This window comes from Terrabacter sp. Soil811 (assembly GCF_001429655.1).
Lineage (GTDB): Bacteria > Actinomycetota > Actinomycetes > Actinomycetales > Dermatophilaceae > Terrabacter.
In genome coordinates, this window is record NZ_LMSX01000012.1 from 92,306 (window position 1) to 117,670 (window position 25,365).

At 72.9% G+C, this 25,365-nt stretch carries 28 protein-coding genes; 17 read left to right on the forward strand and 11 right to left on the reverse strand.

The window, feature by feature from the left end:
- Nucleotides 1-16: 16 nt before the first annotated feature.
- From ASH01_RS20525 to ASH01_RS20535, 3 genes are all read right to left on the reverse strand, one after another.
- On the reverse strand, nucleotides 17-505 hold the full coding sequence (locus tag ASH01_RS20525; protein ID WP_056780579.1) for a DUF1269 domain-containing protein: 489 nt from the start codon (nucleotides 503-505) through the stop codon (nucleotides 17-19).
- 163 nt (nucleotides 506-668) lie between these two features.
- The gene (locus tag ASH01_RS20530) at nucleotides 669-1,166 is read right to left on the reverse strand and encodes a DUF427 domain-containing protein (protein WP_056780582.1); all 498 of its coding nucleotides are present in this window, start codon (nucleotides 1,164-1,166) and stop codon (nucleotides 669-671) included.
- A complete protein-coding gene (locus tag ASH01_RS20535; RefSeq protein ID WP_056780585.1) occupies nucleotides 1,163-2,398 on the reverse strand; it encodes a cysteine desulfurase-like protein in 1,236 nt (411 codons plus the stop codon). Before ASH01_RS20535 ends, ASH01_RS20530 begins: the two co-directional genes overlap by 4 nt.
- Before the next feature lie 123 nt (nucleotides 2,399-2,521).
- On the opposite strand from ASH01_RS20535, the gene ASH01_RS20540 reads away from it, so the two are divergent.
- Together ASH01_RS20540 and ASH01_RS20545 are read left to right on the forward strand one after the other, a co-directional pair.
- Nucleotides 2,522-4,318, forward strand: a complete 1,797-nt coding sequence (locus tag ASH01_RS20540; RefSeq protein WP_056780588.1) for an FAD-dependent oxidoreductase — start codon at nucleotides 2,522-2,524, stop codon at nucleotides 4,316-4,318.
- Nucleotides 4,311-5,690 (forward strand): adenylate/guanylate cyclase domain-containing protein, encoded by a 1,380-nt coding sequence (locus tag ASH01_RS20545; protein WP_056780590.1) that lies wholly within the window; start codon nucleotides 4,311-4,313, stop codon nucleotides 5,688-5,690. Before ASH01_RS20540 ends, ASH01_RS20545 begins: the two co-directional genes overlap by 8 nt.
- Before the next feature lie 82 nt (nucleotides 5,691-5,772).
- Here ASH01_RS20545 and ASH01_RS20550 read toward each other — a convergent pair whose 3' ends face one another.
- The gene (locus ASH01_RS20550) at nucleotides 5,773-7,188 is read right to left on the reverse strand and encodes an FAD-binding oxidoreductase (protein ID WP_056780593.1); all 1,416 of its coding nucleotides are present in this window, start codon (nucleotides 7,186-7,188) and stop codon (nucleotides 5,773-5,775) included.
- A gap of 205 nt (nucleotides 7,189-7,393) precedes the next feature.
- Between ASH01_RS20550 and ASH01_RS20555 the strand changes: the two genes are divergently transcribed.
- On the forward strand, nucleotides 7,394-7,918 hold the full coding sequence (locus ASH01_RS20555; protein WP_056780598.1) for a mycothiol transferase: 525 nt from the start codon (nucleotides 7,394-7,396) through the stop codon (nucleotides 7,916-7,918).
- Between the two features lie 10 nt (nucleotides 7,919-7,928).
- Here the strand turns inward: ASH01_RS20555 and ASH01_RS20560 are convergent, their stop codons facing one another.
- Nucleotides 7,929-8,645, reverse strand: coding sequence for a hypothetical protein (locus ASH01_RS20560; RefSeq protein WP_156415688.1), 717 nt, complete (start codon nucleotides 8,643-8,645; stop codon nucleotides 7,929-7,931).
- A 211-nt stretch (nucleotides 8,646-8,856) separates the two neighbouring features.
- Here ASH01_RS20560 and ASH01_RS20565 point away from each other — a divergent pair, with 211 nt between their 5' ends.
- Entirely contained in the window at nucleotides 8,857-9,681 is an 825-nt protein-coding gene (locus ASH01_RS20565) for a CPBP family intramembrane glutamic endopeptidase (RefSeq protein WP_235508548.1), read from the forward strand.
- A gap of 117 nt (nucleotides 9,682-9,798) precedes the next feature.
- On the opposite strand, the gene ASH01_RS20570 is transcribed toward ASH01_RS20565, so the two are convergent.
- Together ASH01_RS20570 and ASH01_RS20575 are read right to left on the reverse strand one after the other, a co-directional pair.
- Complete coding sequence (locus ASH01_RS20570) at nucleotides 9,799-10,083, reverse strand: hypothetical protein (protein WP_056780606.1); 285 nt, start codon at nucleotides 10,081-10,083, stop codon at nucleotides 9,799-9,801.
- A gap of 179 nt (nucleotides 10,084-10,262) precedes the next feature.
- Nucleotides 10,263-11,615, reverse strand: coding sequence for a S53 family peptidase (locus tag ASH01_RS20575; protein WP_156415689.1), 1,353 nt, complete (start codon nucleotides 11,613-11,615; stop codon nucleotides 10,263-10,265).
- 149 nt (nucleotides 11,616-11,764) lie between these two features.
- On the opposite strand from ASH01_RS20575, the gene ASH01_RS20580 reads away from it, so the two are divergent.
- Entirely contained in the window at nucleotides 11,765-12,280 is a 516-nt protein-coding gene (locus tag ASH01_RS20580; protein ID WP_056780611.1) for a GNAT family N-acetyltransferase, read from the forward strand.
- Here the strand turns inward: ASH01_RS20580 and ASH01_RS20585 are convergent.
- On the reverse strand, nucleotides 12,247-13,074 hold the full coding sequence (locus tag ASH01_RS20585) for a hypothetical protein (RefSeq protein ID WP_056780614.1): 828 nt from the start codon (nucleotides 13,072-13,074) through the stop codon (nucleotides 12,247-12,249). The two genes, ASH01_RS20580 and ASH01_RS20585, sit on opposite strands and share 34 nt — an antisense overlap.
- A gap of 236 nt (nucleotides 13,075-13,310) precedes the next feature.
- Between ASH01_RS20585 and ASH01_RS20590 the strand changes: the two genes are divergently transcribed.
- Nucleotides 13,311-13,649: an MmcQ/YjbR family DNA-binding protein gene (locus ASH01_RS20590; protein ID WP_235509681.1), complete on the forward strand. Its 339-nt coding sequence runs from the start codon at nucleotides 13,311-13,313 to the stop codon at nucleotides 13,647-13,649.
- Nucleotides 13,650-13,658: 9 nt separating this feature from the next.
- Here ASH01_RS20590 and ASH01_RS20595 read toward each other — a convergent pair whose 3' ends face one another.
- Entirely contained in the window at nucleotides 13,659-14,234 is a 576-nt protein-coding gene (locus ASH01_RS20595; RefSeq protein ID WP_056780620.1) for a TetR/AcrR family transcriptional regulator, read from the reverse strand.
- A gap of 160 nt (nucleotides 14,235-14,394) precedes the next feature.
- Here ASH01_RS20595 and ASH01_RS20600 point away from each other — a divergent pair, with 160 nt between their 5' ends.
- Complete coding sequence (locus tag ASH01_RS20600) at nucleotides 14,395-15,345, forward strand: alpha/beta hydrolase (protein ID WP_056780623.1); 951 nt, start codon at nucleotides 14,395-14,397, stop codon at nucleotides 15,343-15,345.
- 12 nt (nucleotides 15,346-15,357) lie between these two features.
- Here ASH01_RS20600 and ASH01_RS20605 read toward each other — a convergent pair whose 3' ends face one another.
- Nucleotides 15,358-15,762 carry a VOC family protein gene (locus tag ASH01_RS20605; RefSeq protein ID WP_056780625.1) on the reverse strand — a complete coding sequence of 135 codons (405 nt, stop codon included), beginning with the start codon at nucleotides 15,760-15,762 and terminating at the stop codon, nucleotides 15,358-15,360.
- Nucleotides 15,763-15,926: 164 nt separating this feature from the next.
- Between ASH01_RS20605 and ASH01_RS20610 the strand changes: the two genes are divergently transcribed.
- From ASH01_RS20610 to ASH01_RS20645, 8 genes are all read left to right on the forward strand, one after another.
- Entirely contained in the window at nucleotides 15,927-16,259 is a 333-nt protein-coding gene (locus tag ASH01_RS20610) for a hypothetical protein (protein ID WP_056780628.1), read from the forward strand.
- Nucleotides 16,259-17,203, forward strand: a complete 945-nt coding sequence (locus ASH01_RS20615) for an FAD:protein FMN transferase (RefSeq protein ID WP_056780630.1) — start codon at nucleotides 16,259-16,261, stop codon at nucleotides 17,201-17,203. Before ASH01_RS20610 ends, ASH01_RS20615 begins: the two co-directional genes overlap by 1 nt.
- On the forward strand, nucleotides 17,203-17,766 hold the full coding sequence (locus ASH01_RS20620) for a ferric reductase-like transmembrane domain-containing protein (protein WP_056780632.1): 564 nt from the start codon (nucleotides 17,203-17,205) through the stop codon (nucleotides 17,764-17,766). Before ASH01_RS20615 ends, ASH01_RS20620 begins: the two co-directional genes overlap by 1 nt.
- Nucleotides 17,763-18,872, forward strand: a complete 1,110-nt coding sequence (locus ASH01_RS20625) for an NADH-ubiquinone oxidoreductase-F iron-sulfur binding region domain-containing protein (RefSeq protein ID WP_056780882.1) — start codon at nucleotides 17,763-17,765, stop codon at nucleotides 18,870-18,872. Before ASH01_RS20620 ends, ASH01_RS20625 begins: the two co-directional genes overlap by 4 nt.
- Nucleotides 18,856-19,131 carry a ferredoxin gene (locus ASH01_RS20630; protein WP_082620047.1) on the forward strand — a complete coding sequence of 92 codons (276 nt, stop codon included), beginning with the start codon at nucleotides 18,856-18,858 and terminating at the stop codon, nucleotides 19,129-19,131. Before ASH01_RS20625 ends, ASH01_RS20630 begins: the two co-directional genes overlap by 17 nt.
- Nucleotides 19,132-19,260: 129 nt before the next feature.
- Entirely contained in the window at nucleotides 19,261-20,166 is a 906-nt protein-coding gene (locus ASH01_RS20635; RefSeq protein WP_235509689.1) for an ROK family protein, read from the forward strand.
- Nucleotides 20,163-21,119, forward strand: a complete 957-nt coding sequence (locus tag ASH01_RS20640; protein ID WP_056780636.1) for a 1-phosphofructokinase family hexose kinase — start codon at nucleotides 20,163-20,165, stop codon at nucleotides 21,117-21,119. Before ASH01_RS20635 ends, ASH01_RS20640 begins: the two co-directional genes overlap by 4 nt.
- Nucleotides 21,116-21,949: a class II fructose-bisphosphate aldolase gene (locus tag ASH01_RS20645; protein ID WP_056780639.1), complete on the forward strand. Its 834-nt coding sequence runs from the start codon at nucleotides 21,116-21,118 to the stop codon at nucleotides 21,947-21,949. Before ASH01_RS20640 ends, ASH01_RS20645 begins: the two co-directional genes overlap by 4 nt.
- Nucleotides 21,950-22,095: 146 nt before the next feature.
- On the opposite strand, the gene ASH01_RS20650 is transcribed toward ASH01_RS20645, so the two are convergent.
- Complete coding sequence (locus tag ASH01_RS20650) at nucleotides 22,096-22,995, reverse strand: SIS domain-containing protein (protein ID WP_056780888.1); 900 nt, start codon at nucleotides 22,993-22,995, stop codon at nucleotides 22,096-22,098.
- A 130-nt stretch (nucleotides 22,996-23,125) separates the two neighbouring features.
- Here ASH01_RS20650 and ASH01_RS20655 point away from each other — a divergent pair, with 130 nt between their 5' ends.
- Both ASH01_RS20655 and ASH01_RS20660 read left to right on the forward strand, forming a co-directional pair.
- The gene (locus ASH01_RS20655; protein ID WP_082620049.1) at nucleotides 23,126-23,926 is read left to right on the forward strand and encodes a DeoR/GlpR family DNA-binding transcription regulator; all 801 of its coding nucleotides are present in this window, start codon (nucleotides 23,126-23,128) and stop codon (nucleotides 23,924-23,926) included.
- A 162-nt stretch (nucleotides 23,927-24,088) separates the two neighbouring features.
- Complete coding sequence (locus ASH01_RS20660) at nucleotides 24,089-25,354, forward strand: extracellular solute-binding protein (RefSeq protein WP_235508550.1); 1,266 nt, start codon at nucleotides 24,089-24,091, stop codon at nucleotides 25,352-25,354.
- Nucleotides 25,355-25,365 lie beyond the last annotated feature (11 nt).

A 25,365-nucleotide genomic window follows, 5' to 3' on the forward strand; every position in this document is an offset into this window, starting at 1 on the left:
GCGCCCGAGGCTGGGTTCAGCGACCTCCGAAGGTCTCCAACAGGATCTGGCGCTCGCCTTCCGTGAGGTTGGTGGCGACGAGCTTGCTGTGGATCCCGCGGAGGCGCTCGCCCACGCGGTCGAGGTCGCCCTGCTCGGTGACGACGAAGAGCGCCGACGTGCCCGGGGTCAGCTCGGTGCGGATCGTCTCCAGCTGCTCCTTGGTGATGCCGGCATCCTCCGTCATCTTGCTGATCGCCCCGATGGCCGCGCCGACGACGCCCCCGACGACCGGGACGAAGAAGAGCGCTCCGACCAGGACTCCCCAGAGCGCGCCCCAGCCGGTGCCACGCCACTTCTCGTCGTTCCCGTGGCTCATGCTGGGATGCTCGTCGCCCTCGGGCCAGGTGACGACGGCGTGGTCGACGACCTTGAGGAACCCCTCCGCCTGACAGTCCTCGAGGACGGACTCGGCGTGGGCGGCGCCGTCGAGGGTGTCGAACTTCCAAACCGTGAAGGCAGCCATGTCCTGCTCCTTTGCGTGACGCCGCTGGCCGGATGGCCAACCGACGGTGGTCGAGGCTGTGTCGTCGGAGCGTGCATGCGTCCGCGGACGAGCAGCCCCCACGAGACCCACCCTGCCGCGCGGCGCCCCCGCGATCCTCCCCCTCACAGGGTGAGGTCTGCCGTCACCAGCCCCACGAGCCGGGGCCGCCCTTGAAGGGACCGACGACGCGATCGGTGACCCATCCTCCGTAGAAGCCGCCCTCCTGCGGCCGCACCTGCTCGCCGTCGACGAAGCACGCGTCGACGAGCCCCGGCATGACGGCGACGTGACCGGCGAGGACGGCATACGTCGGCACGGGGTCGGGGTAGGTCCACGCGGCCCGGGCCGCCCGCCGCCCGCCACCGACGACGTCGAAGTACGCCGCCTGGCCCTTCCACTCGCACACCGAGCTGCCCGGGGCGGCGACGAGCGCACCGTCGACGAAGGCGTCGAGCGGGAGGTAGTAGGTCGGCGGGTGGCTCGTCTCGAGCACCCGGAGGGAGGCCCGGGTGCGCGCCACGACCTCCCCGCCGAGGTGCACCTCGACGAGCTCACCGCTCGGGTCCACGGCCGGTGGGCGCGGGTAGTCCCAGACCGACTCCTGGCCCGGTCCGGCCGGGAGCGGCACCGGGCGGCTCATCGGGCCACCCCGCAGATCTGCTCGAGCCCGGACGCGAGCCGGTCGACGTCCTCGGCGCTCGTGTAGGGAGCGAGTCCCATCCGCAGCCCCCCGGTGGCGCCGAGCCCGAGCGCGTGGCTGGCCTCCCACGCGTAGAAGTGCCCGGCCGGCGCGTTGACGCCGCGTTCGGCGAGGGCGACGCGCAGGTCCTGCGGGTCGTGGCCCTCCACGGTGACGAGCAGCGTCGGGGTCCGTCGCTGCGCGTTGCTGTATGTCGTGAGCCCCGGGACGGCGCGCAGCCGCGCCTCCAGCGTGGCGAGGAGGCCGTCCTCGTGGGCCTCGAGCGCGGCGAAGGAGGAGACGAGTCGCTGACGGCGGGGCTGCGAGGGGTCGGTGAGGGCGAGGTCGGCGAGGAAGTCGACGGCGGCCGTCGTGCCGGCGAGCAGCTCGTAGGGCAGCGTGCCGAGCTCGAACCGCTCGGGCACGGCGTCGGACGAGGGCAGCAGCTTGGCGGGGTGCAGCGTCTCGAGCAGCGCGGGCGCGGCGGCGAGGACGCCGTGGTGCGGGCCGAGGAACTTGTACGGGGAGCAGACCCAGAAGTCCGCACCGCTGGCCGGCACGTCGGTGAGCACGTGCGCGGTCGCGTGGACGCCGTCGACCCAGAGCAGGGCGCCCGCGGCGTGGGCGATCTCGGCGATGGCGGGGAGGTCGGGGCGCGTGCCGATGAGGTTGGACGCGGCCGTCACCGCGACGAGTCGGGTGCGCTCGCCGATGACCGCGGCGACCGCGTCGGGGCTGAGCTCCCCTGTGCCCGGGTCGAACTCGGCCCAGCGCACCGTCGCGCCACGAGCCTCGGCAGCGAGCACCCAGGGCCGGATGTTGGCGTCGTGGTCGAGGCGGCTGACGACGACCTCGTCGCCGGGACCCCAGTCCGACGAGAGCGTGCGGGCGAGCTGGAAGGTCAGCTCGGTGGCCGAGCGGCCGAAGACGACGCCACCCGGGTCGACCGCCAGCAGGTCGCCCATCGCGGCGCGGGCATCGACGACGACGCGGTCTGCGCGTCGCTCGGCAGCCGTGACGGTGCCACGGTTCGAGATGGCCGAGGTGAGCGTCTCGACGACCGCCGTCGCGACGGTGTCAGGCACCTGGGACCCGCCGGGGCCGTCGAAGTGCGCGGCACCCTCGTGCAGCGCGGGGAAGTGCCAACGGATCCGGTCGACGTCGTACGCGGTGGGTGGTCCCAGTGGTGCCATGGCCCCATCTTGGCCGAGGGGCGAGCAGATCGTTCGTTCGGACCCGCAGGCGGGCGGACCGTCCTACCGTCGACAGAGGGGTGGTCGCACGTCGTCCTGCCCGCACACTTCACGGGGGTTTCCATGACCCGTCCTCTCTTGCTCGTCGTCGACCACGACCTCGATGCACTCGCCCGGACCGAGGGCGAGCTGGCCCGGCGCTTCGGCGCGGACTTCCGGGTGCGCGGCGAGTCCGACAGCGCCGTCGCCCTGCACCACCTCGAGCTCGCGGCCAAGCGACGCGACCCCGTCGCGCTCGTCCTCGCCGACCCGTGGCTGCCCGTCCTCGGGGGCGCCGAGCTCCTTCGGTCGGTGCGCACCCTGCACCCGGACGCCGCCCGCGCCCTGCTCGTGCCGTGGGGCGCCTGGGCCGACGGGCGCACGGCCGAGGCGATCCTGCGTGGCATGTCGCTCGGCGACATCGACTACTACGTGCTCCAGCCGTGGACCTCGCCGGACGAGCTCTTCTGCCGCACCGTCTCGGAGTTCGTCCAGGTCTGGTCGCGCACCGTCGCGAACCGCCGCCGCGAGGTGGTCGTCGTCGGTGCGGCCCGCGACCCGCGCGGTCATGCGGTCCGGACCCTCCTGACCCGCAACGGGATCCCGCACGCGTACCTCGACCGCGGCTCGGCCGAGGCGGTGGACCTGCTCCGGGCGATCGAGGCCCCGCGCCCGGACGACGAGGACGGTCCGCTCGTCATCTGGCTCGCAGCGTTGGGCGGTCGCGTCCTGCTCGACCCGACCGACGTCGAGATCTGCCAGGCCTGGGGCATCGGGACCGACCTCTCGATGCCCCGGGGCGACGGGGGCGACGGGGGCGACGGGGCGCGCGACGAGGTGCGCGAGGTCGACCTGCTCGTCGTCGGCGCCGGGCCGGCCGGTCTCGCGGCCGCGGTCTACGGCTCGTCCGAGGGGCTGTCCGTGCTCTGCGTCGAGGAGCACGCGCTCGGCGGCCAGGCCGGCACGAGCTCGCTCATCCGCAACTACCTCGGCTTCTCGCGGGGGGTCTCCGGCGCGGAGCTGGCCCAGCGCGGCTTCCAGCAGGCGTGGGTCTTCGGCGCGCGGTTCGTCCTGACCCGGCGCGTCACGGCGATCGACCGGACCACCGACGCCGACGGCACCTCGTGGTTCGTCGTCACGGTCTCCGACGTGGGTGACGTGCGGGCGCGGGCGGTGCTGCTCGCCACCGGGGTGGCCTACCGGCGCCTCGGGGTGCCGTCGCTCGAGGCCCTGAGCGGGTCCGGCGTCTACTACGGCGCGAACGTCTCCGAGGCGCACGGACTCGCCGGAGCGCACACCGTCATCGTGGGCGGCGGCAACTCGGCCGGCCAGGCGGCCCTCCACCTGCAGCGGTATGCCGCGGACGTGACCGTCGTCATCCGCACCCCGGACCTCTCGGCGACGATGTCGCGCTACCTCATCGACGAGATCGAGGCGTCGCCCACCATCACCGTCGTCCCGAACGCCGACGTCGTCGACGGGACGGGCGACGGCTGGCTGTCCGAGGTCGTCGTCGCCGACCGCACGACCGGCGACCGGCGCTCGATCCCGGCGGACGGGCTCTTCGTCATGATCGGCGCGCAGCCCCACACGGCGTGGCTGCCCGACGCGGTCACCCGCGACCCGTGGGGCTTCCTGCCGACCGGCGCCGACGTGCGCGAGTCCGGTGCCTGGACCCTCGAGCGGCCCCCGTGCGCGCACGAGACCTCGGTGCCGGGCCTCTTCGCGGTCGGGGACGTGCGCGCGGGGTCGGTCAAGCGTGTCGCGTCCGCCGTCGGCGAGGGGTCGGTCGTCGTGTCGGAGGTGCACCAGTACCTCTCGCTCGTCGAGGCGGCGTCGCGGTCGAGGAGCTCGGAAGCGCAGGCCGACCCCGATGGCTGACCGACCCGGCGAGGGACGTCCCGGCGCCCGGCGGCGCGCGGCCGTCGGTGCCGTCGCGCTGACGCTGCCGCTGCTCGGCCTCGCCGTCCTGCGGCTCTCCGAGCAGCTCGACATGCAGTGGCAGCACGACCCGACCCACTTCTGGATGGTCCTCGGCGCAGCCGTGCTCAGCGCGCTCACGGCATACGGCACGGGGGCGGCGGCGGTGCGACGCGGGGACGTGCGCGTCATGTACGTCTCGCTCGCGTTCCTGTCCGCCTCGGGCTTCCTCGGGCTGCACGCCCTCGCGACCCCGCACATGCTGCTCGAGACCGCCTCGGCCGGGTTCAACATCTCCACCCCCGTCGGCATCGCCATCGGCTCGCTCTTCGCGGTCGCGTCGGTGCGCGAGGTGGAGGCCGACCGGGCGGCCGCCGAGATGCGGCGGGCGCGGATGCTGCGCGTCGCCCTGCTCGTCACGATGGTCGTGTGGGGCGTCGCCTCGCTGCTGCGGCTCGGGCCGTTCGGCGCCGGGCCGGGGCTCGCCCGCGACTCCCCGCCGATGGTCGTCGCGGGCGTCGTGTCGGTCGTGCTCTTCGGGGTGGCAGCCGTGACGTACGTACGCCTCTGGTGGCAGCGCGGTGGGCTGCTGCCCGCGGCGATGGCCTCGGCGATGGTGCTCCTCGCCGAGGCGATGGTCGCGATCGTGCTGGCCCCGAACTGGCACTACTCGTGGTGGGGCTGGCACGTCCTCATGCTCGCCGCGTTCGTCCTCGTCGCCTGGGGGGCGCAGCAGTCGTGGCACGAGGAGCGCTACGCCGCGCTCTACACCGCAGACACCCTCGCCGGGCGTCGCGAGATGTCGATCCTCTTCGCCGACCTCAAAGGCTTCACGACCTTCTCGGAGAGCCACGACCCGAGCGAGGTCACCGACATGCTCAACGCGTACTTCACCGTCGCGATCCCGGCCGTCGTCAAGCGGCACGGCGGCACGATCGACCGCCTCATCGGCGACGCGATCATGGCGACCTTCAACCGGCTCGGCGACCAGCCGGACCATGCCCGCCGGGCCGCGCAGGCCGGCCTGGACCTCCAGGTCGAGACGGCGCGGATCGCCGACCAGCACCCGGGCTGGCCGCGTTTCCGGGTCGGGATCAACAGCGGCGAGGTGCTCGTCAGCGTGCTCGGCAGCGAGGGCGGACGCACCCACACCGTCATCGGCGACGCCGTCAACGTGGCCTCGCGGATCGAGGGCCAGGCCCCCGTCGGGCGCGTTGCCGTCACCGCCGACACCCTCGCGATGCTCCCCGGTGCCACGACCGAGCCGCTCGGCGCCCTCGCCCTCAAGGGCAAGGGCGAGCCGGTGGAGGCCTTCGTCCTCGTGACCCTCTGACTCCGGTCGAGGTGATCGCGTGAGGCCCGTGGCTCACGCGATCACCTCGAACGCGTCGGCACTCGCGTCGTCACTCGCGTCGTCAATCGGTGACCGCACCGTCCTCGAAGAGGCGGGGGACGCGGTGGTTGGCGAGGAAGCGGGCGTCGGGGTCGTAGGCCGACCGGATCCCCTTGAGCTGCAGCCACGCCGACTCGGTGTAGCCCGTGCGGGCATCGACCTCGTTCTCGGCGAAGTTGAGGTAGCTGCGGCCCGTCGACCACGGCTCGAGCGAGCCGGTGAGCGCGTGGGCGTCGAGCTGTCCCTGCATCGCGAGCTCCGGCGTCGCCGCGATCGCGACGGCGAAGACGGCGTATGCCGCGTCGATCGTCGCGAGGGCGCCGTGGCCCTCGGGCGCACGGCCCAGGGCGCCGCCGAGCTGGCGCAGCTCGGTCGAGAGCAGCGACGACGTCGAGCCGGGGCCGACCTGCTCGAGGAGCGTGTCGATCGTCGCGTCGCCGAGCTCGCCGATGAGCGTCCCGTCCGAGACGGCGGGCGTCGGGCCCTCTGGGTCCATGTGCAGCCGGGTCAGCGACCGGGCCGGCACGCGGTCGAAGGTGTCGATCTCGGGACCGAGGCCGCGCAGCATCCCGAGGACCCCGCGGGCCTCCGCGTCGCAGCCGAGCACCGCCCCGTCGATGACGACGAGGGACCGGCCGCGCAACGGCTCGGGGATCGCCGGCAGCGGCGGGAGGTCGAGGAAGCGGAACGACGTCGTCACGGCGTCGGGGGCCTCGGGCGCCCAGTCGGCCCAGCGACGCAGCACGCGCTCGGCCTGGTCGCGGTCCCAGACGAGCATGCCGGCATACGCCGTCTCGATCGGGTAGAGGCGGAACTCGAGCGCCGTGACGACACCGAAGTTGCCGCCGCCGCCGCGCAGCGCCCAGAAGAGCTCGACGTTCTGCGTCGCGTCGGCGCGCACGTGCTCGCCGTCGGCGGTGACGAGCTCGACGGCCGTGAGGCTGTTGGAGGCGAGGCCGAGCTTGCGGGCGTACCAGCCGATGCCGCCACCGAGGCTGTAGCCGGCGATGCCGACGTCCGGTGAGCTGCCGTGCAGGGCCGCGAGCCGGTGGTCGGCCGCGGGCTCGGTCGCGTCGATCCACAGGGCACCGCCCTCGACGCGGGCGATGCGGCGGGTCGCGTCGATGCTGACCCCGCGCATCCGCTCGGTGCGGACGAGGACGACGTCCTCGAGACCACGCCCGACGAGCGGGCCGGCGTTGTGGCCGGTGCTCTGCGGGGCGACCCGGAGGCCGGCGGCCGCGGCCGCGCGGACGACGGCCTGGACGTCCGAGACGGTGCGGGGCAGGGCGACGGCGGCCGGACGCTGGTCGAGGGCGACGTTCCACGGCATCCGTGCCGCGTCGTAGCCGGGGTCGCCGGGGAGGTGGACCGCACCGTCGCAGAGTCCGGCGAGGCTCGTGGCCCGTCGGGCGGTGGGGGTGAGGGTGGTCGTCATTGCTGGTCTCCTGGGTCGGGGCGCCCGGCGTCGTTGCGTGTGGTGGGCGCGGGGGTTCAGAGACCGGAGGGGCCGTCCAGATACATCGGGTGGCAAAGGTCCGTTTCGTCCGGCGCGCCTCTGGTGCAACGGATCCGGATCCGCGTGGTGCCGGCACGGCCGGATCCTGTTTCGGCGTCGGATGCATGCTGGTTAGGTGGACGACATGACGACCGACATCGCACGCGACCTGATGCTCGACGGCTTCGGCCGCATCCGAGACGGCCTGCCGGAGGTCGTCGACGGCCTCTCCGTCGACGAGCTGCTCTGGCGCCCCGACGCCGACGCGAACCACATCGCGTGGCTCGTCTGGCACCTCGCGCGCCAGCAGGACGACCAGGTGGCGCAGCTGACCGACGCGAGTGAGTCGGTGTGGACGGGCGACGGCTGGGTCGAGCGCTTCGGGCTGCCCTACCGGGCGGACACCCACGGCTGGAGCATGTCCTCGGCCGACGTGGGCCGCTTCACCGTCGCCGACCCGGCCCTCTTCGCGGCCTACCACGCCGCGGTGCACGAGCGCACCGTCGCGCTCGTCGAGGAGCTCGACGGCACGGCATACGCCCGCGTCGTCGACGACCGCTGGGACCCGCCCGTCACGGTGGCGGTGCGCCTCGTCTCCGTCCTCGACGACGCGGTCAAGCACCTCGGTCAGGCGGAGTACGTCCGGGGCCTCGTCGAGCGTCGCCGCTGAGGCCGTCCGCTCAGGGGCCGGTGAGGGCTCGGTATGCGGCGGGCGCCACGAGGGCGAGCAAGATGAAGGCCCAGCCGCCGGTGAGCCGACGCCCGGACGATGCGGACTCTGGGACCCCGGGCGGTGGGCCGGAGACGAGCAGGAAGAGCGGGACGGCCACGACCGCGGCCGGGGAGAAGAGCGCCCAGAACCAGGCCCAGCGGGTGGCCCACCACGGCTGTTCGCCGTTGGACACCAGGGCGACGGTGGCGAGCCAGAGCACGAACCCGACTCCGGGCAGCCACCCGGGCACCCGCCATCCGGCGAGCTTCTGCCCGGGGTCGCGCCACGTGTCCGTGACGATGTGGACGTCACCGAGCCTGCGGAGTGTCTCGGCGACGTTCTCGGTCACCACCTCGCGCGCACCGACCTCGCTCGGTGACGCCGCGGTGGGGTCGCTCACCTCGACGACCTCAGCGAACCTGTTGCGGCCGCCCTCGCGCCACGTCAGTGACACCGTGGAGTATCCCGTCGCACCCGAAGGCAGTCCTCCCGACACGTGCACCTCGTCGACCGCGCCGGACATGACACCCGCCCGGAGGTCACCGAAGGTCGAGGGGGCCGACCCGAGCAGGAGGCCGCACCCGAGCAGCACGAAGCAGGCCACGAGGAGTCCGTAGCGGACGCGTCGCCACGCGTGCGGCTGCACCCTCGCCAGCACCGGCCCCTGCACCGGAGATGTCGTCATGCGGAGACGATAGGGCGACAGGGGCCCCGATGTGTCCGCAAACGGCCCGGGATGTCTGACGGGATGTCTGACGCGATCTCCGGCGCCGGAGGTGGCCGTGGGGTCGGCTGGGGCGTCTGTGAACCGGGTGTCGGGCGGGGTCGCGGGGCGGTTCCAGCACAGGTCTCGCACAGGTTGACGTGCGAAAATGAGAGTAATGAGCAGCCCAACCGTGAGTCCCGTTGTCGCCGTCGCGTCCCCGACCGAGGGCGTCGTCACGACCTCCCGGAACGTGCGGCACGACCGTCGTCACGACCCGGTGCGGCTGCGTCGACTGGCGCTCATCGCTCGCGGACGGCGCGCCCGCATGGCCGCCACGGTGGCCGTCGTCTTCGCCCTCGCCGGCGTCAACGTCGCCAACCACGTGCTCGGCTGGGACACCATGTGGCTCGGCCCCGTCGGTGCCGTCGCCCTCCTGGCCTTCGCCCGGTGGCAGGGCCTGTCCTGGCACCAGCTCGGCCTCGCCCGGCACACCCACGCCCGCGGCATCCGCTGGGGACTCGGCGTCATCGCAGTCGTCGGGCTCGTCTACCTCGTCGGCATCCTGCTCCCGACGACGCGCACCGCGTTCCTCGACGTGCGCTACCACCTGCCCCCGGCCGGTGCGCTGCTCACGGCCTTCGTCATGATCCCGGTCGGCACGATCCTGCTCGAGGAGGTCGCCTTCCGCTCCGTGCTCTGGGGCTTCCTCTCCCGGCACGCCCGGATGTGGCAGGTGCTCGCCGGGTCGTCCCTGCTCTTCGGCCTCTGGCACATCTTCCCCGCCATGGCCTCGGCCACCGGCAACGAGGCGATCGGCTCCGCCGTGTCCGGGCTGGGCCCCTTCGCCAAGGCGGCCGTCGTCGGCGGCACCGTGCTCTTCACGGCGCTCGGTGGAGTCCTCGCCGGCGAGCTGCGCCGGCGCAGCGGCAGCCTCTTCGCGAGCGTCGGCATGCACTGGGCGACGAACTCGCTCGGCGTGCTCTTCGGCGTCCTCGCCTGGCGCCTCGCCGCCTGACGCACCGGCTCACGCGCTCACCGGTACGGGCTGCACTCAGGAATGCGCGCTCGGACGATGAGTGCGTCGTGCAGCGTGCACCGCTGGCGCGGGCGCGCACTGCTGGGACAGGTGCGCTCAGGCGCCGGCGCCCGCCCCGGCGACCTGCGGGACGTACGTCTGCTCGGCGATCTCGTCACCGCACTGCGAGCAGCACCATCCGGTCTCGCGCTTGAGGTAGCTGTGTCCGGCCGCGCGGCAGGCCCGGCCCGGGCCGGCGTCGTCCCAACGCGGCCCGGCGCCCGTCGGCCGGCCGGCGCGGACGTAGGCCGTGGCGAAGAGGGAGCCGACGAGGATGGTGAGAAGGGCGAGAGGCCAAGCCGCAGCCAGGGAGGCTGCTCCGTCGACGATCACCGAGTTCATGTCGCGAACTCTCGTCCGCGTGGTGCAAGACACCGCCGGACACACCGGCAAGAACTCCGCAAGAAGTGCGCAAGACGCACACCGGGATCAGCCGGACATCGGTTGACCCGCAGGCGGCCGTGGCCACCCAGCGGGATGCTGGGTGGCCACGACACGGCATACGTGCTCGGAGGGGTGGGTCAGTGGATGAGCTGCCCCACGAGGTTCGAGACGTCCGGTGAGCCGAGACCGGTCGGGTCGTCGTAGCCGACCTTCGCGTCGAGGCCCGGTCCCTGCCAGGCGTTGTTGCCCGACGTCACGTCGTGGAAGGCGAGGGCGTGCGTCGCCCCGGTGCCGATCGCGTAGAGCGCCGGGTTGAGGGCGCCCAGACGGTGACCCGCCTGCTGGTCGGCGAGGGCGCCGATCGCGGCCCACTGCGGCGAGCCGGAGCTCGTGCCGCCGTAGAAGTAGAAACCGTTGTCGTCCGGGTTGGCGTTGAAGCCCTCGTAGACGAAGACCGACGTGTAGACCGACGCGTTGTAGGACACGTCCGACGTCGTGCGCATCGCGTTGCCGGTGACGCCGGCCTGGTAGGCGGGCACCGGGAAGACCGTGCTCGGGGCGCCGCCCGTCGCGCCGATCGGGCCGAGCGTGCAGCCGAACGGCTGGTGCACGGCGCACGACGCCTCGTCGCCCCACACCGTCTCGCCCTGGTAGGCGCCGGTGTCGCTCGCGAAGAGGTTCGTGCCGCCCACCGCGGTGACGAGCGGGTCGGAGGCCGGGTAGCCGGCCGCGAGGGCCGGGCCGCCGTTCGAGGCGCCGTCGTCGCCGGAGGAGGCGAAGAGCGAGATCCCCTTGGCGGCGGCCGCCGCGAAGTTCGCGTGCGACTGCTGGAGCTGGAGGTTGTTGCCCTTGCCCTTGATCGCGGCCTCGTCGGCGCCGTAGCTCATCGACAGGACGTCGCCGAGGTCGTGGTCGACGGCGTACTTCACGGCGACGTTGAGCGCGTTGCCGTAGTTGTTCGGCGCGACGACGAGGTTGATCGTCGCGTCGGGTGCGATGGCGTGCGCCCACTGGACGTCGAGGCTCGTCTCCCCCGCCCAGCTGAGCGGCTGGCCCTGGTGGGCCGTGCTCGTCTGCGGAGCACCTCCGGGGTAGTAGACGTTGAGGTCGGCCTTGGGCAGGCCGAACGTCTGGCTGAAGACGTCGAGGTCCGCCCGGACCGTCGGGCTGCCGTAGGCGTCGACGACGACGATGCGCTGTCCCTTGCCGGTCCACCCGTCGGGGATGTCGTACGCCTTGCGGATGAGGGCCGGCGTGTAGCAGGCGAGCCCGATCCGGGCCACGCACTGCGACGGTGTCGGCAGTGCGCCCGGCTTCGTGCCCGTGGAGAACTGCTTCGTCAGTGGGTGGACGGTGTAGACGATGTCGCTGCCGTCCGTGCCGGCGGCCGACGCCTCCGACCCGGCCGCGAAGGTCGTGCCGAGCGCGAGGGCGCTCGCGGCGAGCCCCACCCCCACGACGGTCCTGGTGCGCCTGGTGTGTGTGCGCATGGTGCCCCTTCCCTGTAGCCCCCGAGGCGGCTCGCTCGAGCCGTCTCGGAACGTAGGTGCGGTTTCTGCGAACCGGCTGGGTGCACCCTGCCGGTCACATGGGAGACATCTCGGACGACGGTCCGCCCGCGGCTGCGACACTGGCGCGCATGGACGGCTTCACGATCCGGGCGGTGCGCCCGGACGACTACGAACGGCTCGGGGAGCTGACGGCCGCGGCCTACCTCGACGACGGGCTGCTCGACTACGGCGATGCGGACCCCTACCTCGCCGTGCTGCGCGACGTCGGGCGTCGGGCCGAGCACGCCGAGGTCCTCGTGGCGGTCGACGACGCGGGCACGGTCCTCGGCGGCGTGGCCTTCGTCGGCGCTCCCGGCCCGTTCGCCGACGTCGCGCGCGAGGGTGAGGCCGAGTTCCGCACGCTCGCCGTCGCGCCCGAGGGTCGCGGCCGCGGCATCGGGACGGCCCTCGTCCGCGAGTGCATCGACCGGTCGCGGGCCCTCGGACGGCGCCGCGTCGTGCTCTCGACCCAGCCGATGATGCACGCCGCCCACCGCGTCTACGAGCGCTTCGGCTTCACCCGCGCCCCGGAGCGCGACTGGTCACCGATCGCCACGCTGACCCTGCTCGTCTACGAGCTCGAGCTCGAGACCGCTCGGGACTGAGCGTCGGCCGCCGACCGGGTGATGAGCTCGCGGACGGCCGCGACGATCGTCGGGTCGAGCTCGACGTGGGCCTCGAGCAGGCGCAGGAGCGTGGCAGCCGCGTGGGCGTTGCGCTCGTATCCGGGCACGAGGTCGGCCAGCGGCAGCAGGTCCGGGCCGAAGCGACGCTCGACACCGCGGTCGACGACGAAGACGTCCTGCTGCTCGCCGTGCCCGAGCCCCAGGTGACCGAGCACCGTGACCCAGCGGTCGACGGCATACCCCTGGATGAAGCGGGTCGCGGTGAGGCGCTCGCCGCGCAGGTCGCGGTGCAGCCCGACGTAGAGGTTGGTGATGGCCTCGCCGACCTCGTGCTGGAGCGAGGGCGGCTGCGGCAGTGGGACTGTGGGGACCTCGAGGCCGGCGGGTGCGTCGGCGCGGCTCCAGTGGATGCGGCCCGGCGGGTAGCCGGCGGTCGCCATGTCGGCGAGGGCGAAGACGGCGTACTCGGCGAAGAGGTCGCCCTCGAGGAGCGCCTTGCGGCCGAGGTCACTGTTCTCGAACGACCACACGACCGGGTGCGCGGCCTCGAGCCAGTCGATGTCGGCGATGTAGCGGTCGCGGGTGGCCGTGTCGTCGACGACGACGAAGAAGTCCGCGTCGGAGTGCTCGTCGAGGCGGTGCAGGTCGCGGCCGACCGAGCCGAGGCCGAGCAGCGCGACCGCGTCGCCGCGGCGGTCGAGCTCGGCGCCGAGGCGGTCGAGGAAGGCGAGCAGGCGTTGCGGGACGGTGGGCGGGGTGGGGTTGGACGGCATACGTCGTCTCCTTGTCGGTGTGTCAGGGAGTCGACGTTTCAGCCCGCCCGGCCCGGGGGGCCGTCGAGGTCGCGACAGGGGCAGGGTATGCCGTCGCGTGCGTCCGCGGAAGGGGTCGGGCGGGTGCGGGGCCGGCTGCCGGGCGAGTGCCCGGCGAGGGAGCGAGCGGTCCCTCGGAGTCAGAGGCTTCGGACGGCGTGTCGCCCCGGCGTGCATGGCAGGGTGGAGGGGTGCCCGTGACCATCGACGACGTGCGGCGCGTGGCCGAGCAGCTCCCCCGCTCGTACGAGGTGCTCGTCCGCGACCGCGTGAAGTTCCGTGTCGGCAAGATCGTGTGGCTCGCGTTCTCCGCCGACGAGACGCAGATGGGGTTCGCCTTCCCCAAGGAGGAGCGCGACGTGCTCGTCGCGAGCGAGCCCGACGTCTTCCTCATGCCGCGCCGGTCCGACCTCCGCTTCAACTGGGTCGAGGTGCGCCTCGACGCGCTCGACGTCGACCGGATGCGCGAGATCGTCATCGACGCCTGGCGACTCGTCGTGCCCAAGACCGTGGCGCTCGCCCGCGCCGGCGACTGAGCCGGACCCTCAGGCGTCGAGCCCGGCGACCTCACGTGCCGTCGCGACGAACGCCGGGGCCGTGACCTCTACCCCGTCGAGATAACCCCCGACGAGCGCGGCGTCGCGGAGCAGGACGAGCGCCGCGGCCGAGGCCTCGGGGTCGGGCAGCCCTGCGGCGCGGGCCAGCTCGGACAGGGACTGTCGGAACCACGTCCGGTGCGCGGTGACGATTCGCCGCACCGCGCTGTCGGCGTCGGGGAACTCCGCCGCCGCGTTGATGAACGGGCAGCCGCGCGTGTGGTAGCTCGTGATGTCGAGCGCGATGGTGTCGATGACCCGGCCGAGCAGCTCCGTCGGGGTGCCGCCGTCGGCCTCGGCGTCCGCGAAGTAGCCGCGCAGCGTGGCGTCCTCGGACTCGAGGTAGGCCACGACGAGCGCCTCCTTGCCGGCGAAGTGGCGGTACATCGTGGCGCGGGTGACGCCGGCCTCCTCGAGGATGCGATCGACGCCGACGCCGTTGATGCCCTCGCGGTAGAAGAGCCGGGAGGCGGCGGCGAGCAGGCGCTCGCGGCCGGGGGTCCGCGTCGTCGTCGGCTCGTCCACGTCGCCACGCTAACGCAGGTGATAGACCGGCTCGCGCGGTCCGTTGGCCGAGGGGAAACCGGTGTGCCCGACCTCTGGCGCACGTCGACGGGAATGGCTACTGTAGAACGATCGTTCTGCCTGCTGGACCCATCCACCCCTCACCGCACGGGAGAACCCCATGAGCACCACGCCACCCGCCACGCCCGCCGCCACCTCCGTCATCACCGCCACCGAGCGCGCCCAGGTCGAGGCTGCCAACGCGAGCGGACGCCAGCCCGTCGTCTTCGTCCACGGCCTCTGGCTGCTCCCGAGCAGCTGGGACGCGTGGCGCGAGCACTTCGAGTCCCTCGGCTACGCCACGCTCGCCCCCGGCTGGCCCGACGACCCCGAGACCGTCGAGGAGGCCCGCGCCCACCCGGAGGTCTTCGCCGGCAAGACCGTCGGCCAGGTCACCGACCACGTCGCCGACGTCATCCGCCTGCTCGACCGCGAGCCGGTCGTCATCGGTCACTCCTTCGGTGGCCTCATCACCCAGAAGCTCGCCGGTCAGGGTCTCGCCCGAGCCTCCGTCGCCGTCGACCCGGCGCCCTTCCGCGGCGTGCTGCCCCTCCCCGTCTCGGCGCTGCGCGCGAGCTCTCCCGTGCTGACCAACCCGGCCAACTACAACCGGCACGTCTCGCTGACCTTCGACCAGTACCGCTACGCCTTCGCCAACGCCGTCAGCGCCGAGGAGGCGGCCGACCTCTACCGCACGTATCCCGTTGCGGCGCCGGGCCGCCCGCTCTTCCAGGCCGCCACGGCGAACTTCAACCCGCGCACCGAGGCCAGCGTCGACACCGGCAACCCCGACCGCGGCCCGCTCCTCGTCATCAGCGGCGAGAAGGACCACATCGTGCCGTGGGCCATCGCGCACGCCTCCTACAAGCGTCAGCTGAAGAACCCCGCCCCCACCGAGATCATCGAGATCCCGGGGCGCGGGCACTCGCTCGTCGTCGACAGCGGCTGGCGCGAGGTCGCCGACGCCGCCGCCGCCTTCCTCGCCCGCCACGGCGCCGGGCCCGACGCAGCCCCGGAAGCAGCCCCGGACGCAGCCCCGGAAGCAGCACCAGACGCAACACCAGACGCCTGAGGCCCCGCGCGGTCAGCCGATCCGGTAGGTCGCGGACGCGCGGAGACCCCGCTCCGCCTCCCCGCGCTCGATGCAGAACTCGTTGCCCTCGGGGTCGGTCATCGTCACCCAGCCGGTGCCGTCCTCCTTGCGGTGGTCCGCGAGGAGGGCGGCACCCGCGGCCAGGGCCCGTTCGACGGCGTCATCGCGGGTGCCCTCGTCGGGTTCGAGGTCGAGGTGGATGCGGTTCTTCGCCGTCTTGCCCTCGGGCACCGGGATGAAGAGGAGCCCCATGCCGGGGTGGGGGAAGGAGGGGGCCACGACCACCTCCGGGTCGTCGTCGTAGAAGACGTTCCAGCCGAGCAGGTCCGCCCAGAACGTCGCCAGGGCGCGCGCGTCGGCGCAGTCGAACGTGATGCTGTGGATTCCCAGGGCCATGAGCGCAGCGTCGTCCCGATCGCCTTCGGCCGCAAGCCGTTTGCGTATGCCGTGTGCCGGCGTCACGCGGGGCCGCACAAGTCATCGGGGAGGCAGGGCGACGGCACAGGAGGCGCACAGGGGTGCTCGCGACGGTGGAGTCATCCCCACCGAAGGAGCCCCCGATGAGCACCCTCCCCCGCGCCCTGCGCCGAGCCCGACTCTGGACCGCCGGTCTGCTGACCGCGTCCACCGTCCTCGTCGGCGCCATCGGCATCCACCTCGCCGACGCCCAGAACGCGACCCAGACCGTGGCGACGCAGACCTCGTCCGGGACGAGCGACTCGACCTCGTCGAACGCGGCGAGCTCGTCCGGCTCGTCCGGCTCGTCGGGCTCGTCGGACACCTCGTCCGACTCGAGCAGCTCGGACGACTCGAGCTCGAGCTCCGGCTTCAGCGCTGTTGCCCCCGTGAGCGGCAGCAACGTCCAGGCCCAGACGAGCTCGGGTGGGTCGTGATGGACACCGTCGCGAGCCCTCACGTCGTGGCGAGCACCTTCCAGGCCATCGGCACGACGAACTCGGTCCTCGTCACCCGGCCCGAGGTCCTTGCCGACGCCGTCGAGATCGCCCAGCGGCACCTGCGCGAGGTCGACCGCGCCGTGAGTCGCTTCCGCCCCGACTCCGAGGTCAGCCTGCTGGCCGAGCGGGCCCGCCGGGCACCCGCCGAGGCGTTCGTGTCTCCGACCTTCGCGGCATACCTTCAGGCGGCGCTGCGCGTCGCGCGCCTCACCGGCGGTCTCGTCGACCCGACCGTGGGGTCGGCGCTCGCGGCCGAGGGCTACGACGACGACCTCGACGTCGTGCGCCGCCGTGCCGGCTTCCACCAGGTGCGCGTCGCGCGCGTGCCGCACTGGCACACGGTGCACCTGAACGTCTCCGCGCGCCGCGTCTCCGTCGCGCCCGGCACGCTGCTCGACCTCGGCGCCACCGCGAAGGCGTATGCCGCCGACACCGTCGCTGCGCTCCTCGCCGAGTCCCTGCCGGGCGGGTTCGCCGTCAACCTCGGAGGCGACGTCGCGGTCGCCGGTGACCTACCGCCCCACGGGTGGGCGATCGGCATCGAGGACGCGTCGGGGGCCACACGGCAGGTCGTCACGAGCACCGGCCAGGCCGTCGCGACGTCGTCGACCCAGCTGCGCGTGTGGGAGACCGACGACGGCCCGCGCCACCACATCGTCGACCCCCGGACCGGCCGCGTCGCGCCCGTCGTCTGGTCGCAGGTCTCGTGCGCCGCAGCGACGTGCCTCGAGGCGAACGCCGCCTCGACGGCCGCCGTCGTGCTCGGCACCGACGCCGCGGACTGGCTGACCCGACAAGGCATCCCGGCGCGGCTCGAGACGGTCGACGGTCGTGTCGTCACGACCGCCGGCTGGCCGGACGTGTCCCGGAGGGCTGCCTGATGAACGAGCTGCTCTGGTACGTCTCGCGCGCCACCGGCGTCGTCAGCATCGTGCTGCTCACCGTCGTCGTCGTGCTCGGCCTCGTGACGTCCGGCCGGCGGCGCCCCACGGGCGAGTCGGCGACGATCGTCATGGCCCTGCACCGGTGGCTCTCGCTCGGCACGAGCGTCTTCCTCCTCGCGCACATCGCGACCGCGATCGCCGAGACGTACGTGTCCATCGACCTCGTGTCGGCGGTCCTGCCGTTCACGTCGGGCTACGAGGCGCTGTGGGTCGGGCTCGGGACGCTCGCCTTCGACCTCCTCCTCGCCGTCGGCGTCACCTCGGCCCTGCGGCACCGCCTCGCCGAGCGCACGTGGCGACGCGTGCACCTGCTCTCCTACGCGCTCTGGCCGATGGCGATCGTCCACGGCCTGGCGCTCGGCACGAGCGGCGAGCTGCTCCTCCGCGGCACGACCGCAGCCTGCGCCGTCGTCGGCGTCTCCGCCATCGCCTGGCGCTACACCTCCACCCACGGCGACCGCGAACGTCGCGTCGCCGTCGCAGCCCAGGAGTGGTCATGACCTTCACGTCCCTGCTCGCCGAGGCGGGCCTCACCGGCCGCGGCGGCGCGGCCTTCAGCACGGCGACCAAGGTCGCAGCCGCGCACGCCCACGGCGCCCGCCTCGTCGTCAACGCCTGCGACGGCGAGCTCGGCGCCGCCAAGGACACCTGGGTCGTCGAGCACCGCCTCGCCGAGCTCGTCGACGGCGCCGCCCTCGTCGCCGACGGTGCCCCGGTCACGTATGCCGCCCACCGCGGCTCCGAGACCGCGCGCCGTCTCGCCGGGGCCGGGCTGCGGGTGCTCGCGGTGCCGCCGCGCTACGTCTCCTCCGAGGAGTCGGCGCTCATCTCGCTCGCGCAGGGCGGTCTCGCACGTCCGCTGACGAAGCGGCAGCCGTTCGTGCGCGGAGGTCGTGACTCCGAGGGTCGCCGGGTCAGCCCGACCGTCGTGCTCAACGCCGAGACCGTCTGGCGGGCGGCGCAGGTCGCCCGCAACGGTCCTGCGTGGTTCCGGTCGTTCGGCACGCCCGACCAGCCGGGGCCGCGGCTCGTCGCCGTCAGCACCCCGTCGGTTCGCGGCGTCGTCGTCGAGACCGCTGCCGGCGCTCCGCTGGGCGACCTGCTCGACCTCGCCGGCGGCCTGCCCGACGGCTCGCCGGCCGTGCTCGTCGGCGGCCTCGGCGGCACCTTCGTCGCGGCCGCCCACGTGGCAGGCCTCCGCTGGTCCGACGCCGACCTCGCCGGGGTCGGCGCCCGCACCGGGCCGGGCGTCGTCGAGGCACTCGACCCCCGCGACTGCCCGCTCGAGTTCGTCGACCGCTGCCTCACCTGGGCCGCGGGCGAGTCCGCCGGACAGTGCGGTCCGTGCATGTTCGGGCTGCCCGCCCTCGCCACCGACTGGCGCGCGCTGGTCGCGGGAGGTGACCGGACGGCATACGACCGCGTCGTGTCCCGGGTCGGGCTGCTGCCCGGCCGTGGAGCGTGCCGCTTCCCCGACGGCGTGGCCGGCTTCGCCGGGTCGGCGCTGCGCGTCTTCGCCGACCACCTCGAGCAGCACCGCGCCGGCCGCTGCCCTGCTGCCGAGCTCCGCACCGCCCCGAGGGGGACCGATGTCCACGCCCACTGACGTGCCCGCTGAGCGCGCGACCGAGGACGGCGCCGACCACACGCGCCGGCGCCTCGGGCTCGTCCGCGAGCGGCACCTGGCCGTCGACCGCGTCGCCTGCTCGGGTCACGGCGTCTGCGCGCAGCTGCTCGCGGGGGTGACCCTCGACGAGTGGGGCTACCCGGTCGTCGCGGACGACCGGGTCGTCGGTGACGACGGCAGGGCGGCGACCGACACGGCGGTGAAGCTGTGCCCGGCCCGGGCCCTCTACCTGCGCTGAGCGACTTCGCGAGCGGCGCAGAGCTGCGAGTGGCAGGCTGTGCGGCGTGCCCGCGCTGCGACCCAGGTGTCCAAATGTGCTCGATCAGGTGTTCAACCGTGCAGTAATGCTCATAGAATGCGCGTCGTGATGCGCGAAGCAGTGGTCGGGATCGACGTCGGCGGCACCCGGATCAAGTCGGCCCTCGTGACCCCCGACGGCCAGGTGCTCGCCGAGGCCGTCCGCCCGACCCCAGACAAGGTCGGCGAGCAGCTCGGCGAGGTCGCCGCCAAGGCCGTCGTCGAGCTGACGGCCCGCGTCGACGAGGCCGTCGACCTGCTCGCCGTCGGGGTCGCCGTGCCCGGGCTCGTCGACGACGTGACCGGCATCGGGGTGTGGTCGGCCAACCTCGGCTGGCGCGACCTCGACCTGCGCGGCAGCATCGCCGCCCACGTCGACGTGCCCGTCGCCATCGGCCACGACGTGCGCTCGGGGCTGCTCGCCGAGCACCGCCTCGGAGCCGCGCGCGAGGCCGACAACGTGCTCTTCGTGCCGCTCGGCACGGGTCTCGCGAGTGCCATCCTCTGCCGGGGCCAGGTCGTCACCGGCTCGCTGTGGACCGGCGAGATCGGCCACATCGTCGTCGTGCCCGACGGCCCGCTCTGCGCGTGCGGACAGCGCGGCTGCCTCGAGGCGCTCTCGAGCGCCGGCGCCATCGGGCGCCGCTGGTCCGAGGCGACCGGGCTCGTCGGTGACGCCGAGGAGGTCGCCCGCCGCGCCGAGGCCGGGGAGCCCGAGGCCCGACGCATCTGGCAGGAGGCCATCGACGCGCTCGCCATCATGGTCGCCCCTGTCGTGGCGGCCGCCGGCACGGAGCTCGTCCTCATCGGCGGCGGGCTCGTCCACGCCGGCGACACTCTGCTCCAGCCCTTGCGCACGGCCCTCACGGCCCGCCTCGGTGGTCGCGACGACGTCGCCGTCCGCGCCGCCGCCCTCGGCGACCGCGCCGGCTCGCTCGGCGCCGCGACCATCGCCCTGGACCTCGTCGGTCGATGATCGTCACCTTCACGCCCAACCCGGCGCTCGACATCACGTATGCCGTCCCGTTCGTCGCGCTCGGCGAGACCCATCGCGTCGCCTCCGTCAGCGAACGTGCCGGAGGCAAGGGGCTCAACGTCGCTGCGGTGCTGACGTCGATGGGCTGCCGGTCCGTCGCGGTGGCGCCCGTCGGCGAGATGGACCTCGACCTCTTCGCCTCCGACCTCGGGGCCCGCCGGGTGCCGCACCGGCTCGTCCCGTCACCCTGCCCGACGCGCCGGTCGGTCGCTGTCGTCGAGGCGAGCGGCCGGGTGACCCTGCTCAACGAGCCCGGCATCGGGCAGTCGCAGCGGGTGTGGGACCGCGTCGCCGACGAGATCGAGGCGCTCGCCCCGGAGGCGTCGACGCTGACGGTGTCGGGCAGCTTCCCGCCGGGCACCGATCCCGACCTCGTCCGCCGGGTCACCCGCCTGGCCCACGAGGCGGGTCTCCGCATCGTCCTCGACGTCAGCGGCGCTCCCCTGTCGCGCGCTCTCGCCATGCGGCCCGACCTCGTCAAGCCCAACCGGGTCGAGGCGGCCCAGACCCTCACCGGGCTCGGCCGCGGCGAGGTGCCGTCCGTGCCCGGGGCCGCCCGCGCCCTCGTGGCCGCTGGCGCCCGTGCCGCGATCATCAGCGACGGCACGAACGGCCTCGTCCTCGTCCACGACGACGTCGCCCTCCGGGCCCACCTGCCGCGTCCGCTCTCGGGCAACCCGACTGGCGCGGGCGACGCCCTGACGGCCTCGCTCGCGGCCGACCTCGACGGCGACGGCGACCTGCCGCAGGGGCCCGAGGCGTGGGCCTCGGTCCTTCGCCGCGGCGTCGCCTGGTCGGCCGCGGCCGTGCTCCAACCCGTCGCCGGCGCCGTCGACCCGGCCGACGTCACCCGTCTGCTCCCCACCGTCGAGATCGAGGAGATCCGTCTGTGACCCGCTCCGCCCTGACGCCCCTGCTCGCCGAGGCGTCAGCCGCCGGCCGTGCCGTGGCGGCCTTCAACGTCATCCAGCTCGAGCACGCCGAGGCCTACGCCGCGGCGGCCGAGCGCGTCGGGCTGCCTGTCGTCATGCAGATCTCCGAGAACTGCGTGCGCTACCACGGGTCGCTCGCGCCGATCGCGGCGGCGACGCTCGCCATCGCGGACGCGTGTGCGCAGCCCGTCGTCGTCCACCTCGACCATGCGGAGGACGTCTCGCTCGTCGAGGAGGCGGTCCGGCTCGGGCTGACGTCGGTGATGTTCGACGGCTCGACGCTGCCTGACGACGAGAACCGCGCCGTGACCCGTCGCGTCGTCGAGCTCTGCCGCGCGGCCGGGGTCAGCGTCGAGGCTGAGCTCGGGGAGGTCGGCGGCAAGGACGGCGTCCACGCGCCGGGCGTGCGCACCGACCCGGACGACGCGGCCCGGTTCGTCGCCGACACGGGCGTCGATGCGCTCGCGGTGGCCGTGGGCAGCAGCCACGCGATGACCGACCGCACGGCGCAGCTCGACACGGATCTCATTGCGGCACTGGGCCGCTCGGTCCCGGTGCCGCTCGTGCTGCACGGCTCGTCCGGGGTGCCCGACGCGGGGCTCGTGGCCGCGGTGCGGGCCGGGATGACCAAGGTCAACATCGCGACGCACCTCAACCAGGTCTTCACGCAGGCGATGACCGAGCGGCTCGCGGCGTCGCCGACGGTCGACACGAGGAAGTACCTCGGCGCAGCCCGCGACGCCGTGACGGACGAGGCCGCCCGCCTGATGCAGCTCCTAGCCCTCCACTGACCGTAGAAAGGCCGCCACGTCTGGCCGCTCCCCAACCGTCGAGAGGCCAAAGCTCGCGGGTGGGCGCACGTCGAAAGGCCAAAGTGCGTCGCGAACTTTGGCCTCTCGAGTCGCCGAGACCCGCAGACTTTGGCCTCTCGACGGTGTCAGGTGAGGACGATGCTTCTCGTGAGGTTGCGGGGGGCGTCGGGGTCGAGGCCGGCGGCGTCGGCCTTGCCGAGGCACAGCCGGTGCAGGCGCACGAGGTCGGCGAGCGGGTCGATGTCGCGGTGCTCGAAGTGGGCCCCGGTCGCGCGCACCTGCTCGGGCAGCCCCTCCGGCACCTCACCGAACGCCCACACGGCCCGTCCCGGCGCCGCGATGCTGATCGGTCCGTGGCGGTACTCCATCGCGGGGTAGGACTCCGACCAGAACTGCGCCGACTCGCGAAGCTTGAGCGCGGCCTCGTTGGCGATGCCGTTGGACCAGCCGCGCCCGAGGAAGGTGACCTGCTCCGCCAGCGCGAGGTGGCCGTATGCCGCCGACGCGTCCTCCGCGAGGACGGCTCGGGCCTGCTCGGCCACCGGACCCAGGTCGTCGCCGAGCGAGGCGCGCAGCAGCGCGAGGGTCGTCGTGGCGAAGCGGGTCTGCACGACGCTCTGCTCGTCGACGTCGTCGAGCAGCACCGTCGCGTCGGAGCGCTCGGCCACCGGGGTGCCGGCCGTCGCGACGATCGACACGTGCGGCGTGCCCGAGGCGCGCAGCTCCTCGACGACGGCCATGACCTCGGTCGTCGTGCCGGAGCGGCTGATGAGGACGACGCGGTCGTACCCGCGCGCGAGCTGGTGCTCGGAGGCGGCATACGCGTCGGTGGGGCCCTGGCCGAGGGCCTCGCGGCGGGCGGCATACGCCTGACCCATGAACCACGACGTGCCGCACCCGATCGTCGCGACCCGCTCACCGGGCCGCGGGAGGTGTCGCGCGACGTCGTCGAGGCGCGTGACGACGCGCTCCCAGTCGTCCGGCTGCGTGGCGATCTCCTGGGCGAGGTGCGTGGTCTGCGGCATGGTGGCTCCCGACGGTTCGGCGGTCACACGGCTCTCGCCGTGACGGTGGTGATTGTGTTTGCGCGAAACACAGCGTAAACGCGCAGAGATGCACATGTCCATTGCTCGAACTGCGCGGTATCGTCAGCGCGTGACCGAAGAGAGCGATCTCGCCCGCAACCGCGCCAGCCGTTGGTCGATCATGCTCGACCGCCTCGCCACGACCGGCCGCCTCGGCGTCGGCGAGGCTTCCGAGCTGCTCGGCGTCAGCGAGGCCACCATCCGGCGTGACTTCTCGGAGCTGGCCAAACGCCAGCTCGTGGCCCGCAACCACGGTGGTGTCGTCGCGACGAACGTCGCCTACGAGCTGCCCTACCGCTACCGCAGCAGCATGGCCGACGACGACCGGACGCGGGTCGCCGAGGCGGCGGCCGCGCTCGTCCTGCCCGGCCAGGTCATCGGCCTCAACGGCGGCACGACGACGACCGCGACCTCACGGGCCATCACGGCGCGCGAGGACCTCGCGGCCGACGGCGAGATCACGATCGTCACCAACGCCCTCAACATCGCGACCGAAGCGGTGCTCCGGCCGCACGTCCAGTGCGTCTCGCTCGGCGGCGTCGCGCGGCCCGAGTCCTACGAGGTCACCGGGCCGCTCGCGACGCTCGTGCTCCAGCAGCTGTGGCTCGACGTCGCCATCGTCGGCGTCAACGGTCTGTCGGCCCGCGAGGGCGCCACGTGCCGGCACGAGGAGGAGGCCGCCATCATCCGCACGATGATCGAACGGTCGAAACAGGTCATCTGCGTCGCCACGGGTGACAAACTCGGAGTGCGGACCTTCGCCTCGATCTGTCCCGCCGAGCGAATCGACCACCTCGTCACTACGGTGGGCGCTGACCGCGACGAGGTGGACGCGCTGCGCGAGGCCGGTGTCGAGATTCACCAGGTCTGACCGATCGACGCCCCCTTGCGTGATTGTGATCGAATTGATGAACATCCAGTCAGAATTGCTCTTGCGGATGGCAAAGACGCCCCTCTAGGTTGGCCTAATTGTGTGACCGGGTCGGCGCGTGATCACGTTGCCACCACGTCCGGCACCGAACCAAGGAGAGACATGAGGTCGACGAAGCAGTCTGTGGTCGTCGCGGGGCTGGCCATCGCAGGCCTCGCCCTCGGCGCATGCGGCGGAGGGACAGGTGCCGGTACGGCACCGGGGGGCACGGCCGGCGGCACCGCCGAGGAGGCCAAGACGATCAAGCTCGTCGCGGCCGAGTACTCCAAGGACCACACGAAGGCGTTCTGGGACGCCTTCGCCAAGACGTACCACGAGAAGACCGGATACACCCTCGAGGTGCAGGTCGTCAGCTGGGACAACATCGACCAGCAGTCATCGACGATGATCCAGAACAACCAGGCCCCCGACATCCTCAACCTCAACGCGTACGCCAGCTACGCGAAGGACGGCCTGCTCTACGACTCCGACGCGGTGCTCCCGGCCGTCGTCAAGGACGACATCCTCGACACGTTCGTCAAGTACGGCACCTACCAGGGCAAGTTCTACGGCTTCCCCGACCTGTCCTCGGCCCGCGCCTTCTTCTACAACAAGACGCTCTTCCAGCAGGCCGGCATCGCCGCGCCGCCGAAGACGTGGACCGAGCTCGAGGCCGACGCCAAGAAGATCACCGCCCTCGGTGGCGGCAAGGTCGGCTACGCCCTCCCGCTCGGCCCCGAGGAGGCTCAGGGCGAGTTCTCCATGTGGCTGTTCAACAACGGCGGCGACTGGAAGACCGACGGCAACTGGGTCATCAACTCCGACAAGAACGTCGCGACCCTCGACTTCCTCAAGAAGCTCGCCGACGAGAAGGTCACGCAGAACAACCCGGCCCGCACCAACCGCGCCGACGCCTTCGACCTCTTCAAGTCCGGCACCGCCGGCATGGTCATCGGCTTCAGCCCGCTCGCGGCCGACCTCGACAAGGACAAGAAGGTCGACTACGCCGTCGCGCCGTTCCCGTCCAACGACGGGACCGAGAGCAAGACCTTCGGTGTCACCGACTACCTCATGGCCTTCAAGAAGCCGGGCAACGAGAAGGCGGTCAAGGCCTTCTACAACCTCTACTACACCCCCGACCAGGTCAACACCTTCATCAAGGCCGAGGGCTTCCTCCCGGTCACGAAGTCGGGCGTCGCGTACTTCTCCAACGAGAAGGCGCTGCAGGTCTACCTCAACACGCTGCCCAACGCGAAGCTCACGCCGACCGACGACCCCACGTGGGACAAGGTCAAGCTCGCCGTCCAGCAGAACCTCGGTGGCGCCATGAACGGCTCCCCGAAGGCCACCCTCGACGGTCTGCAGCGGACCGCCGAGAGCGGCGGCTGAGGCACCAGCCC

Bases quoted from the DNA above. Each gene is read 5' to 3' on its own strand.
- ASH01_RS20585 (WP_056780614.1), bottom strand. From the start codon at position 13,074: ATGCCGTCCAACCCCACCCCGCCCACCGTCCCGCAACGCCTGCTCGCC.
- ASH01_RS20640 (WP_056780636.1), top strand. From the start codon at position 20,163: ATGATCGTCACCTTCACGCCCAACCCGGCGCTCGACATCACGTATGCC.
- ASH01_RS20575 (WP_156415689.1), bottom strand. From the start codon at position 11,615: ATGCGCACACACACCAGGCGCACCAGGACCGTCGTGGGGGTGGGGCTC.
- ASH01_RS20650 (WP_056780888.1), bottom strand. From the start codon at position 22,995: ATGCCGCAGACCACGCACCTCGCCCAGGAGATCGCCACGCAGCCGGAC.
- ASH01_RS20605 (WP_056780625.1), bottom strand. From the start codon at position 15,762: ATGGCCCTGGGAATCCACAGCATCACGTTCGACTGCGCCGACGCGCGC.
- ASH01_RS20545 (WP_056780590.1), top strand. From the start codon at position 4,311: ATGGCTGACCGACCCGGCGAGGGACGTCCCGGCGCCCGGCGGCGCGCG.
- ASH01_RS20620 (WP_056780632.1), top strand. From the start codon at position 17,203: ATGAACGAGCTGCTCTGGTACGTCTCGCGCGCCACCGGCGTCGTCAGC.
- ASH01_RS20660 (WP_235508550.1), top strand. From the start codon at position 24,089: ATGAGGTCGACGAAGCAGTCTGTGGTCGTCGCGGGGCTGGCCATCGCA.
- ASH01_RS20580 (WP_056780611.1), top strand. From the start codon at position 11,765: ATGGACGGCTTCACGATCCGGGCGGTGCGCCCGGACGACTACGAACGG.
- ASH01_RS20610 (WP_056780628.1), top strand. From the start codon at position 15,927: ATGAGCACCCTCCCCCGCGCCCTGCGCCGAGCCCGACTCTGGACCGCC.
- ASH01_RS20635 (WP_235509689.1), top strand. From the start codon at position 19,261: ATGCGCGAAGCAGTGGTCGGGATCGACGTCGGCGGCACCCGGATCAAG.
- ASH01_RS20600 (WP_056780623.1), top strand. From the start codon at position 14,395: ATGAGCACCACGCCACCCGCCACGCCCGCCGCCACCTCCGTCATCACC.
- ASH01_RS20560 (WP_156415688.1), bottom strand. From the start codon at position 8,645: ATGACGACATCTCCGGTGCAGGGGCCGGTGCTGGCGAGGGTGCAGCCG.
- ASH01_RS20615 (WP_056780630.1), top strand. From the start codon at position 16,259: ATGGACACCGTCGCGAGCCCTCACGTCGTGGCGAGCACCTTCCAGGCC.
- ASH01_RS20555 (WP_056780598.1), top strand. From the start codon at position 7,394: ATGACGACCGACATCGCACGCGACCTGATGCTCGACGGCTTCGGCCGC.
- ASH01_RS20630 (WP_082620047.1), top strand. From the start codon at position 18,856: ATGTCCACGCCCACTGACGTGCCCGCTGAGCGCGCGACCGAGGACGGC.
- ASH01_RS20625 (WP_056780882.1), top strand. From the start codon at position 17,763: ATGACCTTCACGTCCCTGCTCGCCGAGGCGGGCCTCACCGGCCGCGGC.
- ASH01_RS20570 (WP_056780606.1), bottom strand. From the start codon at position 10,083: ATGAACTCGGTGATCGTCGACGGAGCAGCCTCCCTGGCTGCGGCTTGG.
- ASH01_RS20540 (WP_056780588.1), top strand. From the start codon at position 2,522: ATGACCCGTCCTCTCTTGCTCGTCGTCGACCACGACCTCGATGCACTC.
- ASH01_RS20550 (WP_056780593.1), bottom strand. From the start codon at position 7,188: ATGACGACCACCCTCACCCCCACCGCCCGACGGGCCACGAGCCTCGCC.
- ASH01_RS20530 (WP_056780582.1), bottom strand. From the start codon at position 1,166: ATGAGCCGCCCGGTGCCGCTCCCGGCCGGACCGGGCCAGGAGTCGGTC.
- ASH01_RS20525 (WP_056780579.1), bottom strand. From the start codon at position 505: ATGGCTGCCTTCACGGTTTGGAAGTTCGACACCCTCGACGGCGCCGCC.
- ASH01_RS20535 (WP_056780585.1), bottom strand. From the start codon at position 2,398: ATGGCACCACTGGGACCACCCACCGCGTACGACGTCGACCGGATCCGT.